The following is a 15507-nucleotide window of genomic DNA, read 5'->3' as shown; positions in this document are numbered from 1 at the left end:
AGGATCGACCTTGCCATGAACAGGGCAGACCGGCGAGGGTCTATGTGATCATCCGCGATGGAACAGTTAGGCGCCCCCTTTGCACCGCGATAGGACAGATCTGCCCGGAGCGGGGCATCCCCGGGGCCGAAACCTTGATGCGCGATCTGTCCGGGACACGCGAAATCCGTCCCGAAAAGGCGCTGCTGCCTAGCGGCCGAGCACCCGGTCCAGAAGGTCTGGCGGCACCACCCCGGCGATCCAGTCCCGGGCCGCGTCCACCGCGCCGACATAGGCCGCGACCTGCGGCTCCAGGGCGGGGTCGAGCCCGGCCAGCACGGGCGCGTAGACATAGGCCGCAAGTGCTCCGGCTGCCACCAGAACCGCCAGCAGGAAGCCTCCGAGAAAGGCGCGGCGGCGGCTCCCTTCGGGTTCGGGTGCGGGCGGGATGCTGTGCGCGCCCCGGTCGGAACTGGCCGACAGGGTCGAGGTGATTTCCTCGACATCCGGCAGCAGATCGCGCCGGGCGGGGGGGGTGCGGGGAGGTTCGGGCGGGGCCGTGGGGCGCGCCGGTTCCGGCTCGGGATCGGGGCGGCGAGGGCGCGGCGGGCTCGCAAGCCCCAGATCGGCCTGTTCGGAAAAGGTCTCGGTGGTGGCCTCTTCCTCGCGGGCGCGCTGCTCGCGCTCGGCCTCCTCGCGCAGGATGCTCAGCACATCGTCGTCAAGGCCGCGACGTTGCGGCTCGGGCGCCGTCCCTGCCGCCATCTCGGGGTCGGCCGTCCCGGAGCGGGGCGCGTCGTCATCCGACTCGCCCTCGGGCTTTGGCGCGGGCGGCGCAGAGCCGGGCCCGGCCGGAGCGCGCGGCATGGCGAAGGCCGCCAAAGGGTCCCGGGCCGCCAGCGCGGGCGAGTCCTGGAACCAGATATGATTGCAGTTCGAGCATTGGACGTCGCGGCCCTCTTCGGGGATCACCGCCTCGTCGACCTCGTATTGGGCGCCGCATTTCGGGCACGTCAATCGCATTCCGCTTAACCCCCCGGGGCGCATCGGCCCGCCGGACCTGCCTGCCGTTTCCGCGCCATGTTGTATCACCGCCTGCGGAAATTCAAAGCCTTTGCGTCCCGCCACGATTGCAACCCGCGCAGCCCTGCGCAATACCTTGGGCGAACGGACCCGGACCCCGGCCGACGGAGCGGACCTTGATCGAGCTCGAAAACGTCTCGCACAGCTATGGCGGAAGCGAGCTTTTGTGCGACATGTCGCTGAACCTGGCACCCGCCTCGTTCCATTTCCTGACCGGCCCCTCGGGCGCCGGAAAGACGACTTTCCTCAAGATCTGCTATGCCGAGCTGCATCCGAGCCACGGCGCGGTGCGGCTTTTCGGCGCCGATCTGGCCGGGCTCGACCGCGACGGAGTGGCGCGGATGCGGCGCCGGATCGGCGTCGTGCATCAGGATTGCGGGTTTCTCGACCATCTGCCGCTGCGCGAGAACATCACCCTGCCGCTGCTGGCCGCGGGACGCGACGTCGCGGCCGAGGACCGCAACATGGCCGAGCTGCTGAACTGGGTCGGGCTGACCCAGCGGGCCGACGCGCTGCCGCCCCAGCTGTCGGGCGGCGAGCGTCAGCGCGCGGCGCTGGCCCGGGCGGTGATCCTGTCGCCCGACGTGATCCTGGCCGACGAGCCCACCGGCAATGTCGACTGGGAGATGTCCTTGCGCATCCTGCAGCTGCTGGTCGAGCTGAACCGGATGGGCAAGGCGATCGTGATTGCCACCCATGACATGAACCTGATCCGGGCAGCCAAGACCCAGGTCGCGGCCCGGGTGCTGCGGATCCAGGACCGGCGGCTGTATCTGGCGGGGGCGGATCTGTGAAGGCGCTCCTGACCCCTCTGGGCCGGATCGCCGCTCTGCTGGCCTCGGACCCCGAAGCCAGCCGGGTGGTGCCGCCGACCGGCTTTGCCGCGCGGCTGACCCTGTTCACCGCCGCGACCATGGCGTTTCTTGCGGTCTTCGCGCTGGCGCTGGCGCTGGCCTCGGGGCGGCTGGCCGACCGCTGGGCCGACGCGCTGGCGCGCACCGCCACGGTGCGGATCTCGGCCCCGCCCGGGCAGATGGGCACCCAGACCGAGGCGGTGCTGCAGATCCTGCGCACGACGCCCGGCATCGCCTCGGCCCGGGCGATGAGCGACATCGAACAGCGCCGCCTGCTGGAGCCCTGGTTCGGCCCCGACCTGCCGGTCGAGACCCTGCCCCTGCCCCGGCTGATCGAGGTGACCGAGACCCGCGCGGGCACCGATGCCGAGGCCCTGCGGCTGCGCCTTGCGGTCGAGGCACCGGGCGCGGTTTTCGACGACCATACCCGCTGGCGTCAGCCGCTGGTCCGCGCGGCCGGGCGGCTGAGGCTTCTTGGCTGGACGGCGGTTCTGTTGATCGGGGCCAGCATGGCGGCGATGATCGCGCTGGCCTCGAATGCGGCGCTGGCCGCCAATGCCCAGGTGATCGGCGTGCTGCGGCTGGTGGGGGCGCGAGACATTTTCATTGCGCGCGCCTTCGTGCGGCGCTTTACACGGCGAACGCTGGAAGGCGCGGCGATCGGCACCCTGGCCGGAATGGGCGTGGTCGCGTTGCTGCCGGGCGACGGGCCCGACGGGTTCCTGACCGGGCTTGGCTTTTCCGGCGCGCAATGGATCGTGCCGCTGCTCTTGCCGGTGCTGGCGGGGGCCATCGGCTTCGCTGCCACCCGCTGGACCGCGATGCGGATGCTGAGAAGGATCACCTGACCGATGCGCTCTCCCCTGCAATATCTGCGCTCGCTGGTCTTCGTCGGCCAGATGTACCTGGCGATGCCGGTCATCGGCCTGCTGTACCTGCCCCTTGCGCTGGCTTCGCCGCGCGGCGCCACGCTGGCGGCACGGCATTATTGTCACTGGGTGCGCTGGACCGCGCGCTGGATGATCGGGCTGAAATCCGAGGTGCGCGGCACGCCGCCCGAAGGCGAGGTGCTGATCGCCGCCAAGCACCAGTCGTTCTTCGACATCATCCTGCTGGCGGGCTCGCTGCCCCGGCCGCGCTTCATCATGAAGAAGTCGCTGACCTGGGCGCCCGTGCTGGGCTGGTATGCGCTGAGGATCGGCTGCGTGCCGGTCGACCGCGGCAAGCGCGGGCAGGCGATCATCTCGATGAGCCAGCAGGTGGCCGAGGGGCGGCAGGCGCCGGGTCAGCTGATCATCTATCCGCAGGGAACCCGGGTCGCGCCGGGCGTGTCGCGGCCCTACAAGATCGGCGCGGGCGTGCTGTACCAGCAGTTCGGCCAGCCCTGCGTGCCCGCCGCCACCAATGTGGGCGTGTTCTGGCCGCGCACCGGGATCTATCGCAAGCCCGGGCTGGCGGTGCTGGAATACCTGCCACCGATCGCGGCGCAAAAGCCCCTCGACCTGTTCATGGCCGATCTGGAAGAGACCGTCGAGACCGCCTCGAACCGGCTGATGGCCGAGGCGGGCTTCGTGGCCGGGGCCTGAGGCCGCCGGGCGCGGTCAGCCGCGCCCGTCACCGTCCTCGTTCCCCACAAGCGTCAATCGCGGCCGCAGCCGCCGCACCGGGCGGGGGCCGGTCGCCGCCGCCACGCGGCGCGGCCGGACCGGTGGCGCAGTCATTTCGAGCGCCGCGCCCTCGACCAGATCGCCATCAGGGCACGCGGTCGACGGTTGCGGGCCGGGCTGTCCGGCCGTCCCGTCGGCATGGGTCTTGCGCGGTCGGCGAAACACCAGCACATGGCGCGCCCGGCGCCACGCGAAGGGCCAGAGCCCGACCCGGCAGGGCAGTCTCTCGGCCCCGGCGAAGTCCCAACCCGACTGACCCATCTCGTTCATGATCTCGCACAGCGCCAGCGAAAAACCGGCCTCTGCCCCGTCAGCAGAATGACGGCGCAGGCGCGCCGGGGCGGGAAGAACGGTGAACTCGTAACACTGCATGAAAGGCCCTGCCCCTGAAATGCCGACAGGAAGCCATGGACCGCCGCGCCGGACAAGCGCGGTGGCGCCTGATCCGGGGCAAAACTGTGTCCACAATATGGCAACAGGGGCGCCTGCAAGTGTGGCGACACGCCTGAAGACGGGCGGCCCGCGCGTCCCCGACCAGCGGGCAAAAGCCTCAGGCAGCCAGCCCTTTCGACCCCATGTCGAGGAATTTCCGGCGCCGCTCGGCGATCAGCGTGGCGCGGTCCTTGCCCGCCAGTTCGCCCAGCATCCCCGCGAGGTTGCGGCCGACCCGCTCGATGGTGTCCTCGCGGCCGCGCTGGGCGCCGCCGATGGGTTCGGCGATGATCCGGTCGATGACCCCGAGCTTCAGCAGGTCCTGCGCGGTCAGCCGCAGCGCCTCGGCCGCCTCGCGCATCTTCTCGGCATCCTTCCACAGGATCGAGGCGCAGCCCTCGGGCGAGATCACCGAATAGACCGAATGTTCCAGCATCGCGACCTTGTTCGCCGTCGCGAAGGCCACCGCGCCGCCGGACCCGCCCTCGCCGATCACGATCGAGATCAGCGGCACACCGACCTGCAGGCATTTCTCGGTCGAGCGTGCGATGGCTTCGGACTGGCCGCGCTCTTCGGCGCCCTTGCCGGGATAGGCGCCGGGGGTGTCGACAAGGGTCACGACCGGCAGGCCGAACCGGTCGGCCATGTCCATCAGCCGCACCGCCTTGCGGTACCCTTCAGGCCGGGCCATGCCGAAATTGCGTTCGAGCCGGGTCTTGGTGTCGAAGCCTTTCTCATGGCCGATCACCACCAGCGGCTGGTCGTTGAACCGCGCAAGCCCGCCCATCACCGCATTGTCCTCGGCAAAGTTCCGGTCACCCGCCAGCGGCGTATATTCCTGGAACAGCGCCTCGATATAATCCTTGCAATGCGGCCGGTCGGGATGGCGCGCGACCTGGCATTTCCGCCAAGGGGTGAGGTTCTTGTAGAGTTCCTTCAAGAGGTCGGCCGCCTTGCGGTCGAGCGCCGCCGCCTCCTGCGCCACGTCCATCTCGGCATTGGCACGGGCGAGGGCCCGAAGCTCTTCGGCCTTGCCTTCGATCTCTGCCAGGGGCTTTTCGAATTCGAGATAGTTCATCGACGCGGCTCCTTGATGCTGGCGGGGTATATGACGCCCGGCGCGGCGATTTGCAACGCCGCCGCGCGTCGACGATGCCGCGCCCGGCCTGCCACTGTCCCAAGGGCGGTTGACGCCTCCGGGTCCTGGGGTATCGTCGGCCGACCTGCCGCCGTCGGGACGACGATGTATCCGGTCGAGATCCGCAAGATGTCCCCGCTGACGCGGTTCGGCCTCCCGCATCGGGGGCCCTATCCCGGGATCGGTGCCACCTTCCTGAGGCTCGGCCACCTGTTCGACGCAAGCGGGCTGCCCGGGCAGGTCGTGCTGCGGGCCGGGGTCTATCACGACGCACCGGCACGGGTCGCGCCGGACAGGATGCGCAGCCATGCCTGCTGCGGCTTCGGGGCCGAGATATGGATGCCGCTCGCCTTCGACCGGATCGTCATCGAGGGCGGCCGGTCGGCGGTCATGACCTATTCCGGCCCCTATTCCGGCCTCGCGGCGGCCTGGGCCTGGCTTTACGCCGAAAGTCTTCCCGCGGGCGAAAGCCCGGCCGCAGCCCCGCCTCACGAGATCTACCGCAGCCTGTTCCCGGCCATCCCGGTCGAGACGCAGCTGACCGAAGTCGTGGTGCCGCTGACCCCATGACGCCGGCGCGCCCCCGCAAGGGAGGGCGCGCGGCCGGACGGCTCAGCCGATCTGAAAGCCCGGGGTCGAGGCCGAGATCGCCTTTTCCTCGTCGTTCATCTCTTCGCCCACCGCCTCGAACAGCGGGGTCGACAGATACCGCTCGCCGGTATCGGGCAGCATCGCAAGGATGACCGAGCCCGGCTCGGCGGTTTCGGCCACCTGCAACGCGACCGCAAAGGTCGCGCCGCCCGACACCCCGGTCAGGATGCCCTCCTTCGCCGCCAGAGCCCGCGCCTGTTTCAGCGCCTCGGGCCCCTCGACCGGAATGAGCTCGTCATAAAAGCCCTTGTCGAGCGCTTCCTGCAGCACCAGCGGAATGAAATCGGGCGTCCAGCCCTGGATCGGGTGCGGATGGAAGGCGGGGTGGCTTTCGTCCGCCTCGCCCTCGGCATTGCGCTTCTGCGCCCGGCCCGAGGCGATCAGCGCGGCATCGGCCGGTTCGCTGAGGATGATCTTGGTCTCGGGCCGCTCGCGGCGCAGCGCCCGGGCGATGCCCGTGACCGTGCCACCGGTGCCATAGCCCGACACGACATAGTCAAGCCGCTCGCCCTCGAAATCGGCCAGGATCTCGCGCGCGGTGGTGGCCTCGTGGATATCGGCATTGGCCTCGGTCTCGAACTGATGGGCCAGGAACCATCCGTTCTTCGCGGCCAGCTCCTGGGCCTTGCGGTACATCCCCATCGCCTTGTCGGCCTTGGGCGTCAGCACGACCTTGGCGCCCAGCATCCGCATCAGCTTGCGGCGCTCGACCGAAAAGCTCTCGGCCATGGTGATGACCAGCGGATAGCCCTTCTGCGCGCAGACCAGCGCCAGCCCGATGCCGGTATTGCCCGAGGTCGCCTCGACCACCGTCTGCCCCGGCTTCAGCGCGCCCGACCGCTCGGCCGCCTCGATGATGTTCACCGCCAGCCGGTCCTTGACCGAGGCGCCGGGGTTGAAGAATTCGGCCTTCACGTACAGCGTGACATGGTTCGGGCCGAGATTGTTGATCCGGATCGCGGGCGTGTCGCCGATCGTGTCGAGCACGCTGTCGAAGCGCCGCCCCCGTCCGGTTGTTGTGCGGATTGCGTCCTCTGCCATGACCCTACCCCTTCCTTCGGTGCCGGGCCGCCCCTTTCGGGCGGCCGCCTTGAACATGCCCCGAACCATAGCACGCCCGCCGGAAAGGGCACGGGGGGCGCGGCGGGCGCGCGGCGGATAGGGAGGATGACAGCGCGGCTCGCGGCAGGTCGGAACAAAGAGGCGTCACCTTACCGCTATCGAGGGAAACCCTCCCCCGTATGAGGTGTCATTTAGGGTCAATTTCCCGCAACATGCCTGCTCAGTGCACGAAGACCGGCACCAGCGATCCCAGCAGCAGCACGGCCATCGTCCGGTTGAACAGCCGCAACCGCTCGGGCCGCGTCAGCACCCGGCGGATCCGGGTGCCCAGCACGGTCCACAAGACGGTCGCGGGCAGGCTGACGGCCGCGAAGGCCGCGGCCACCAGCAGCACCCCGGCAATCTGCTGACCCGGCGCATAAAGCGTCAGTGCCGCCAGCGACATGGTCCAGCCCTTGGGATTGACCCACTGGAAGGCCGCGGCCTGCCAGAACGTCATCGGCCGGCCCGGGGCGGCGTCGGGCGCGGGCGGCGCGGCCCGGGCGATCTTCCAGGCCAGCCAGACCAGATAGGCCGTGCCGAGCCAGGTCAGCGCGACCCGCAGCCCGGGCCAGGCCTCGAAGGCCCGCATCGCCCCAAGGCCGACCAGCACGATCATCGCGACAAAGCCCAGCGCCACTCCGAGGATATGCGGCAGGCTCCGCCTGAACCCGAAATTGGCCCCCGACGCCATCAGCATCAGGTTGTTCGGCCCCGGCGTGATCGAGGCGACAAGGGCGAAGGCGCCAAGCGCCAGCAGAAGGTCGAAATCGTCCATGGTCTGAACTATTGCATGCTCCGCCCCGATTGTCCGCGCTTTCCCCGCCCTCCCCTCGGGGGTCCGGGGGCAGAGCCCCCGGCGGGTCGGGGCGCGTCAGTGCCTCGAAACCGGGCCGTCAGGCCCGGAGGGCACCCCGGCTACCTCTTCGGGCCTCTTGCCCGGGGGTCCGGGGGCGTAGCCCCCGGTCGGATCGCGTCAGCGATCCGAAACCGGACACCCTGGTTCGCGGAGTCAGCCGGCCGCGATCATCTCGGCCTGGCGCACGATCACCTCGGCCTGCTTGATCGAGGCGATATCGACCAGCCGCCCCTTGTAGACCGTGGCGCCCGCGCCTTCGGCCTTGGCCTTCTCCATCGCGGCCAGGATCTCGCGGGCCTCGCTCACCGCCGCCTCGGACGGCGTGAAGACCTCGTTGGCCAGTGCCACCTGTTTGGGATGGATCGCCCATTTGCCCACCATCCCCAGCGTCGCAGAGCGCAGCGCCTGGGCGCGGAACCCCTCCTCGTCCGAGAAATCGCCGAACGGCCCGTCAACCGGCAGCACGCCATGGGTGCGGCAGGCGGCAACGATGGCGGTCTGGGCCCAGTGCCACGGGTCCGACCAGTATTTCGCGCCCTCCCGGATCATGTAGTAATTCTCCTGGGTGCCGCCGATGCCCGTGGTCTGCATTCCCATCGAGGCCGCGAAATCGGCCGCGCCAAGGCTCATCGCCTGCAGCCGCGGGCTCGCCGCCGCGATCTCCTCGACATGGGCGATGCCGGCGGCCGATTCGATGATCACCTCAAAGCCCAGCCGCTTGCCGCGCCCCGTCGCCCGCTCGACCGCCGTCACCAGCGCATCGACCGCGTAAAGATCGGCGCCGCAGCCCACTTTCGGGATCATGATCAGGTCGAGCCGGTCGGACGCCTTCTCCAGCAACTCGACCACATCGCGGTACCAGTAGGGCGTGTCCAGCCCGTTGATCCGCACGCTCAGCGTCTTCGTCCCCCAGTCGAGATCGCCGATGGCCTGGATCACGTTCGCCCGCGCGGCCGCCTTGTCGTCGGGCGCCACCGAATCCTCGAGATCGAGGTTGATCACGTCCGCCGCGCTGGCCGCCATCTTCTCGAAGATCGCGGGGCGCGAGCCCGGGCCGAACAGTTGGCAGCGGTTCGGGCGGGAGACGGGCGTGGGCTGGATACGGAAGCTCATGGTCGGATCCCTCGGTAATGATGTGTCGCAAAACGTCGCTCAGCGTGATAGAATGTTGCGCCGAAATGCGCAAGCCATTTTGCCGCGCCGCAGCGTTCCCAAGGCGGGGGGCCTGCAGTTCCACAGGACGAACCGCGAACGTTCCTTATCAACGCGCATGTTTCTTCGACATCAACGCCACCTTTTCGCACGATCTTCGTCAAGAGGCGCGGTCCACGCCTCAGATGCGCAACCTCTTCCGCCGCCGGGTGATAGGGTCTGCGCGACTATGAAGGAAACGCCACGATGATCGAAACCCCCTATCTTCTGTTTCTGGGCGACGCGCCCGACTCGCTGGCCGCCAAGGTGGCCCAGGGCATCCGCGACTGGCGTCCGGAAAACGCCATCGGCCAGTTCCGGATGGAAGGCTGCAAGGCCGACCTGAAACTGCCCGATCTCGACCTCGTCGATGCCAAGGCGCGCGGCGCGAAGACGCTGGTGGTGGGCGTGGCCAACCGCGGCGGCGTGATCTCTCCCGCCTGGAAGAAAGTTCTGGTCGCCGCGCTGGAGGAAGGCTTCGACCTGGCCTCGGGGCTGCACAACCTGCTTCGGAACGAACCCGATCTTGCCGCCGTCGCCGAAGCCACCGGCCGCACCCTGCATGACGTGCGCATCCCGACCGTCGCCTACCCCATCGCCACCGGCAAGAAACGCTCGGGCAAGCGCTGCCTCGCGGTCGGCACCGATTGTTCGGTCGGCAAGATGTACACCGCGCTGGCCATGGACCGCGAGATGAAGGCGCGCGGGCTGAAATCCTCGTTCCGCGCGACCGGCCAGACCGGCATCCTGATCACCGGCGAGGGCGTGCCGCTCGATGCGGTGATCGCCGATTTCATGGCCGGCGCCGTCGAATGGCTGACACCCGACAATGACGACGACCACTGGGACATGATCGAGGGGCAAGGCAGCCTCTTTCACGTGTCCTATTCCGGCGTGACCATGGCCCTTGTGCATGGCGGCCAGCCCGATGCGCTGGTCCTCAGCCACGAACCGACCCGCCCGCACATGCGCGGCCTGCCCGACTATCAGTTGCCGAGCCTCGAAGACCTGCGCGACGTCGCCCTGACGCTTGCCCGCGTCGCCAACCCGAAAGCCCAGGTGGTCGGCATCTCTGTCAACACCGCCGCGATGGGCGAGGACGAGGCGCTGAGCTGTCTCGAGGGTATCGAGAAACGCATGGGCCTGCCCACTGTCGACCCGTTCCGCCAGGGCGCGGGCCGTCTGGTCGACGCGCTCGACGCGATCTGAGGCGGCCGCATGCAGATTTCGGTCACTCCCGAGAGTTTCCGCCTGAAGGAGGCCTTCACCATCTCGCGCGGCTCGCGCACCGAGGCGCGCGTGCTGACCGTGCGCGTCGCCTCGGGCGGCGCCACCGGCTGGGGCGAATGCGTGCCCTATGCCCGCTATGGCGAGTCGCTCGAAAGCGTCAGCGCCCAGATCGGGGCGCTGCCCCGCAGCCTGACCCGTCACGGGTTGCAGGATCTGCTGCCCCCCGGCGCCGCGCGCAACGCGGTCGATTGCGCGCTTTGGGACTGGGAGGCCAAGACGGCCCGCGCCCGGGTCTGGGATCTGGCCCGACTGCCCGCGCCGGGTCCCGAGATCACCGCCTTCACGCTGTCGCTCGACACGCCCGAGAACATGCGCGCGGCGGCGGCCAGGAACGCGCACCGGCCGCTTCTGAAGATCAAGCTCGGCACCGATGCCGACATGCCTCGGCTGGAAGCGGTGCGCGCAGGGGCGCCCAAGGCCAGGATCATCGTCGATGCCAACGAGGGCTGGACCGCCGAGGTCTATGCCGATCTCGCGCCGCATCTGGTGCGGCTGGGCGTGGCGCTGGTGGAACAGCCCCTGCCCGCCGGTCAGGACGACATGCTGGCCGAGATCGCGCGCCCGCTGCCGGTCTGCGCCGACGAAAGCTGCCATGACCGCGCCAGCCTGCCCGGACTGAAAGGCAAGTACGATCTGGTGAACATCAAGCTCGACAAGACCGGCGGGCTGACCGAGGCGCTGGCCCTGAAGAAACAGGCGCTGGCGGAGGGCTATGGCATCATGGTCGGCTGCATGGTCGGCTCGAGCCTCGCCATGGCGCCCGCCGTGCTGCTGGCGCAAGGCGCGGCGGTGACGGATCTTGACGGGCCGCTGCTTCTGGCCGAAGACCGGCCCGAACCCCTCTGCTTCGACGAGGCGGGCGTCCATGCCCCCGCCGCCGCGCTCTGGGGATGACCACTGGACCCCGGAGACCGGAAACGCCCAGCCCCGGCCCGAACGAAAGGACCTCGCGATGACCCGAACCGTCTATGTGAACGGCGACTACCTGCCCGAGACCGAAGCCCGCGTCTCGATCTTCGACCGCGGCTTTCTCTTTGCCGACGGCGTCTACGAGGTGGCGAGCGTCGTGGGCGGCAAGCTTCTGGACTTCCACGGGCACACCGCCCGCCTGCAACGCTCGCTGAAAGAGCTGGAGCTGCGCTCGCCCGTCGACATGGACGAGCTGCTGGCGATCCACCGCGAGCTGATCGCCCGCAACGCGGTCGACGAGGGCATGGTCTACATGCAGATCACCCGCGGTGCGCCCGGGGATCGCGACTTCCACTTCCCGGACCCCGAACAGGTGCCGCCGACCCTGGTGATGTTCACCCAGTCGAAACAGATCGTCGCCAGCAAGACCGCCGAGACCGGCATCAAGGTCATCTCGATCGACGACCTGCGCTGGGCGCGGCGCGACATCAAGACGGTGCAGCTTCTGTACGCGTCGATGGCCAAGATGGCGGCCGAGAAGGCCGGCGCCGACGACGCCTGGATGGTCGAGGACGGCTTCGTCACCGAAGGCAGCTCGAACAACGCCTATATCGTGAAGAACGGCAAGATCATCACCCGCCAGCTGGGCACCGAGATCCTGCCCGGCATCACCCGCGCCGCGGTGCTGAAATACGCGGCCGAAGCGCAGATGGAAATCGAGGAACGCGCCTTCACCGTCGAGGAAGCCAAAGAGGCCGACGAGGCCTTCTACACTTCGGCCTCGGCCTTCGTGATGCCGGTCGTGTCGGTCGACGGGGTCAGCCTCGGCGACGGCCTGCCCGGCCCGGTCTCGCGCCGCCTGCGCGAGATCTATCTGGACGAAGCGGTCAAGACCGCGATCTGAGCCTTCGGGCCCCTCAATCGCCTCATTCGGCCCGGGCCCGCCGCCCGGGCCGTCTCTTTTGCAACCTCCCGGACCGGCCGCACGATCCATCGTCGCCCGCCAGCGGTGCGGTTGGCCTCGCCCAAGCCCGCCCTCGGTACAAAGGCGCCGCTGCCGCCCCGGCGCAACTGCGGGCTGTGCCCGGCCCGGCCCCGTGCTAGCCTTCGCCAAACGCCCTGCCGGAGCCCCGCATGATCCGCCCTCTCGCCGCCCTCGCCCTCACCGCCGCTCTTGCCCAGCCGCTCGCGCTGCACGCCCAGACGGCCCCGCCTGCCGGCCCCGCATCCACCGCCCAAGGCGTGGTCACCAGCCACGGCATCTCGACCTTCGGCGACCTGAAATACCCCGCCGGTTTCGCCCATTTCGACTATGTCGTCCCCGACGCCCCCAAGGGCGGCACGATGAGCTTTCGCGGCACCGGGGCCTCGCGCACCTTCGACAGTCTCAACATGTTCATCCTCGCCGGAGAGCCCGCCCAGGGGATGGAGTTGATCTATGACAGCCTGCTTGCCCCCTCTTTCGACGAACCCGACGCGGCCTACGGGCTTCTGGCCGAAAGCGTCACCTTCCCGCCCGACAGGTCCTGGGCCGTGTTCCGGCTGCGCCCCGAGGCGCGCTTTGCCGATGGCAGCCCCGTCACCGCCGCGGATGTGGTCTTTACCTTCCTCACGTTGCAGCAGAAAGGCGCGCCGCTTTACCGGATGGCGCTGCGCGATCTTGCTTCGGCCGAGGCCCTGTCTCCGACCGAGGTCCGGATCGCGTTCGCCGAGGGTGCGCCGACGCGGGACCTGATCGGCCAGCTGGGCCAACTGCCGATCCTGCCCGCGCATTTCTACGATGCCGTCCCCTTCGAGCGCAGTTCGCTGGAACCGCCGCTGGGCTCGGGCCCCTATGTCGTCTCCAAGGTCGAGCCCGGCAAGGCGATCGCCTATTGCCGCAATCCCGCCTACTGGGCGGCCGATCTGCCGGTGAATGTCGGCAAGGACAATTTCGACTGCTACCGCTACGAATACTACGCCGACGAAACCGGCGCCTTCGAGGCGTTCAAAAGCGGGGGCTACATTTTTCAGGAAGAGTTCAGCTCGGCGATCTGGGCCACGGCCTACGATTTCCCGGCGGTGGCGCGCGGCTGGGTCAAACGCGACGAGTTGCCCGATGCCCGGCCCTCGGGCGCGCAGGGCTTCTGGTTCAACCTCCGCCGCCCGCAATTCGCCGATCCGCGCGTGCGCGAGGCCATCGCGATGATGTTCAACTTCGAATGGGCCAATGAGACGCTGTTCTACGGCCTCTACCAGCGGACCGACAGTTTCTGGGAGAACACCGCTCTGCAGGCCGAGGGCCTGCCCGAGGGCGCCGAACTGGCCGTGCTGGAAAAATACCGCGACCGGCTGCCCGAAACCGTCTTCACCGAGCCCGCGGTCAGCCCCCCGGTCCATGATGCCGCGCGCAATCTCGACCGTCGCACGCTGCGCGCGGCCGGGCGGCTGCTGGACGAGGCGGGCTGGACGGTCGACGACCGGGGCCAGCGGCGCGACGCCTCGGGTCAGGCGCTGCGGGTCGAGTTCGTGTCGGACAGCCCGGTCTTCGAACGGATCGTGCTGCCCTATCTGGCCAATCTGCAACAGCTCGGGATCGAGGCGGTCAACACCACCGTCGATGCCGCCCAGATGCAGCAGAGGCTGGAAGATTTCGACTATGACATCACCAGCACCCGATTCGTGCTGTCGCTGAGCCCCTCGATCGAGCTGCGCAGTCTCTTCGGCAGCGAGGAAGCCGATGCCAAAGGGAGCTACAACCTCTCGGGCCTGAAGGATCCGGTGGTCGACGCGTTGATCGAAGAGGTGATCGCGGCCCCCGACCGCGATGCGCTCGACGTCCGGGTGCGGGCGCTCGACCGGGTGCTGCGGGCGCGGCACATCTGGGTTCCGAACTGGTACAGCGGCAAGCACCGGATCGCCTATTGGGACGTGTTCGGGCGGCCTGAAACCAAGCCGCCCTACGACCGCGGGGTCGAGTTCTGGTGGTGGGACCAAGCCCGCTACGAGGCGCTCAGGTCGGCCGGGGCGCTCCGTTAGCGCGCCCCTCGTCCCGGGTCCCGGCGCCGTTGGGCGCCGGCACCGGGTCGCCATCCTCCTGCTCTGCTTCGGCGCCGTTCAGCGCCCCGGTCTCGTCGCGCACATGATCGGCCACATGGGCGCCACGATGGCCTTCGGCGCGCTCGGGCCCGGTGGTGCTGTCGCGCCGGGTCAGAAGTTCCAGCTCGGCGTTCAGCGCCGCGCCGATCAGCGTCACGGCCGCGCTGAGATAGAGCCAGAACAGCAGCGCCACCACCGCCCCGAGCGAGCCGTAGACCTCGTTCAGCCGGTCGAAGCTGCGCATGTAGGCGGCCAGCGCCACCGAGCCCAGCGCCCAGGCGACGACGGCAAAGATCGCGCCGGGGGTCACCCATTGAAGCCGCGGCGCGCGCCGGTTGGGCCCGTAGCGGTAGACCAGCGCGATGGCCAGGAACACGACCCCCAGCATCAGGATCCATTTCAGCAGGATGATCGGCAGTTCGATCGCCGCCGGCAACTTGACGAAGGCCAGCACCGCCGGGATCAGCACCACCGCCGAGAAGGCCAGCAGCGCCACGATGATCAGTATCGCCGTCAGCCCGACTGCCAGCGCGATGCGCAGGATCGGATTGCCGCGGTTTCTTTCTCCATAGATCGCGTTCAGCCCGCGGATCAGCCCTGCGACCGCGGCCCGTGCGCTCCAGATCGCCAGGAGGACCGAGACCACACTGGTCCAGCCCAGTGCCGAGGAACTGGTGCTGACCAGGGCTGTCACCTGCCGTTGCAGGATCTCGTAGGCGCCTGCGGGCAGCACCTCGGCCGCCATCGACACCTGCTCCTGCACCATCGCGGGGTCGGCCAGAAAGCCCCAGATCGCGATCAGTGCAGCCAGGGCGGGAAAGATCGACAGAAAGCTGTAGAAGGCGACGCCCGCCGCGATCAGCGCGACATTGCGTTCATCCATGCCCTGCCAAACGCGAAAGACGGCCACCCGCCAGTCGCGGGCGCTGTATTGCGCGGGACGGATCGCGGCCTCGCGGCGGCGCGGGGCGGATCGGGTTTCGGTTCCGGCTTCGGCGGGGCTCATGCCATGCCCTCCGGCCAGAAACAGTCGGTGCCGGACCGGTGGCCCGGGCGGACAGACGGGAACGAAAGGCTCAAGGGCATCTCCTCCGGGGCTGCAAGATCATGGCATTTAACGCGCGACACCGCGCGCGGTTCCCGCTATTGGCGAAGGGGTCTTGGCGAACGGGACCTCGCGCGCAATCGGTGATGGGCTGTGGCATGGAACGTCAGGCAACCGGGGGCGTTGCGGCTCTGCCCTGCCCGGGACCGGGCGCTTCAAAGGACACCCGC

15 protein-coding genes are annotated in these 15507 nt (G+C 68.9%); 8 read left to right on the top strand and 7 right to left on the bottom strand.

Annotated elements, in window-relative coordinates; genetic code table 11:
- Positions 1–189: 189 nt before the first annotated feature.
- Entirely contained in the window at positions 190–1002 is an 813-nt protein-coding gene (locus BYZ73_RS16170; protein ID WP_181498081.1) for a zinc-ribbon domain-containing protein, read from the bottom strand.
- Between the two features lie 176 nt (positions 1003–1178).
- Between BYZ73_RS16170 and BYZ73_RS16165 the strand changes: the two genes are divergently transcribed.
- Genes BYZ73_RS16165 through BYZ73_RS16155 form a run of 3 tightly spaced genes read left to right on the top strand, consistent with a single transcriptional unit; the run spans position 1179 to position 3502 of the window.
- On the top strand, positions 1179–1856 hold the full coding sequence (locus tag BYZ73_RS16165) for a cell division ATP-binding protein FtsE (RefSeq protein WP_108024609.1): 678 nt from the start codon (positions 1179–1181) through the stop codon (positions 1854–1856).
- A complete protein-coding gene (locus BYZ73_RS16160) occupies positions 1853–2764 on the top strand; it encodes a cell division protein FtsX (RefSeq protein WP_245895515.1) in 912 nt (303 codons plus the stop codon). The genes BYZ73_RS16165 and BYZ73_RS16160 overlap by 4 nt, the downstream gene beginning before the upstream one ends.
- A gap of 3 nt (positions 2765–2767) precedes the next feature.
- Positions 2768–3502: a lysophospholipid acyltransferase family protein gene (locus BYZ73_RS16155; RefSeq protein WP_112316735.1), complete on the top strand. Its 735-nt coding sequence runs from the start codon at positions 2768–2770 to the stop codon at positions 3500–3502.
- 15 nt (positions 3503–3517) lie between these two features.
- Here the strand turns inward: BYZ73_RS16155 and BYZ73_RS16150 are convergent, their stop codons facing one another.
- Positions 3518–3955: a hypothetical protein gene (locus BYZ73_RS16150; RefSeq protein ID WP_112316734.1), complete on the bottom strand. Its 438-nt coding sequence runs from the start codon at positions 3953–3955 to the stop codon at positions 3518–3520.
- Positions 3956–4133: 178 nt separating this feature from the next.
- Positions 4134–5093, bottom strand: coding sequence for an acetyl-CoA carboxylase carboxyltransferase subunit alpha (locus BYZ73_RS16145; RefSeq protein WP_108024603.1), 960 nt, complete (start codon positions 5091–5093; stop codon positions 4134–4136).
- Between the two features lie 15 nt (positions 5094–5108).
- Here BYZ73_RS16145 and BYZ73_RS16140 point away from each other — a divergent pair, with 15 nt between their 5' ends.
- Positions 5109–5723 (top strand): GyrI-like domain-containing protein, encoded by a 615-nt coding sequence (locus BYZ73_RS16140; RefSeq protein WP_112316733.1) that lies wholly within the window; start codon positions 5109–5111, stop codon positions 5721–5723.
- A 42-nt stretch (positions 5724–5765) separates the two neighbouring features.
- Here the strand turns inward: BYZ73_RS16140 and cysK are convergent, their stop codons facing one another.
- From cysK to BYZ73_RS16125, 3 genes are all read right to left on the bottom strand, one after another.
- A complete protein-coding gene (gene cysK / locus BYZ73_RS16135; RefSeq protein ID WP_112316732.1) occupies positions 5766–6845 on the bottom strand; it encodes a cysteine synthase A in 1080 nt (359 codons plus the stop codon).
- A 241-nt stretch (positions 6846–7086) separates the two neighbouring features.
- Positions 7087–7683: a LysE family translocator gene (locus tag BYZ73_RS16130; protein WP_108024597.1), complete on the bottom strand. Its 597-nt coding sequence runs from the start codon at positions 7681–7683 to the stop codon at positions 7087–7089.
- A 234-nt stretch (positions 7684–7917) separates the two neighbouring features.
- Positions 7918–8877 carry an L-malyl-CoA/beta-methylmalyl-CoA lyase gene (locus tag BYZ73_RS16125; protein WP_075786195.1) on the bottom strand — a complete coding sequence of 320 codons (960 nt, stop codon included), beginning with the start codon at positions 8875–8877 and terminating at the stop codon, positions 7918–7920.
- 285 nt (positions 8878–9162) lie between these two features.
- Here BYZ73_RS16125 and dgcN point away from each other — a divergent pair, with 285 nt between their 5' ends.
- From dgcN to BYZ73_RS16105, 4 genes are all read left to right on the top strand, one after another.
- Entirely contained in the window at positions 9163–10164 is a 1002-nt protein-coding gene (gene dgcN, locus BYZ73_RS16120; RefSeq protein WP_112316731.1) for an N-acetyltransferase DgcN, read from the top strand.
- A 9-nt stretch (positions 10165–10173) separates the two neighbouring features.
- Complete coding sequence (gene dgcA / locus BYZ73_RS16115; protein ID WP_112316730.1) at positions 10174–11139, top strand: N-acetyl-D-Glu racemase DgcA; 966 nt, start codon at positions 10174–10176, stop codon at positions 11137–11139.
- A gap of 58 nt (positions 11140–11197) precedes the next feature.
- Positions 11198–12058 carry a D-amino-acid transaminase gene (locus BYZ73_RS16110; RefSeq protein WP_112316729.1) on the top strand — a complete coding sequence of 287 codons (861 nt, stop codon included), beginning with the start codon at positions 11198–11200 and terminating at the stop codon, positions 12056–12058.
- Between the two features lie 230 nt (positions 12059–12288).
- Entirely contained in the window at positions 12289–14172 is a 1884-nt protein-coding gene (locus BYZ73_RS16105) for an extracellular solute-binding protein (RefSeq protein WP_112316728.1), read from the top strand.
- Here BYZ73_RS16105 and BYZ73_RS16100 read toward each other — a convergent pair.
- Positions 14147–15238, bottom strand: a complete 1092-nt coding sequence (locus BYZ73_RS16100; RefSeq protein ID WP_112316727.1) for a YihY/virulence factor BrkB family protein — start codon at positions 15236–15238, stop codon at positions 14147–14149. The two genes, BYZ73_RS16105 and BYZ73_RS16100, sit on opposite strands and share 26 nt — an antisense overlap.
- Positions 15239–15507: the final 269 nt, after the last annotated feature.

The organism is Rhodovulum viride (assembly GCF_003265965.1).
GTDB classification, from domain to species: Bacteria; Pseudomonadota; Alphaproteobacteria; order Rhodobacterales; family Rhodobacteraceae; genus Rhodovulum; species Rhodovulum kholense.
This window is presented reverse-complemented; position numbering and strand designations above follow the sequence as displayed.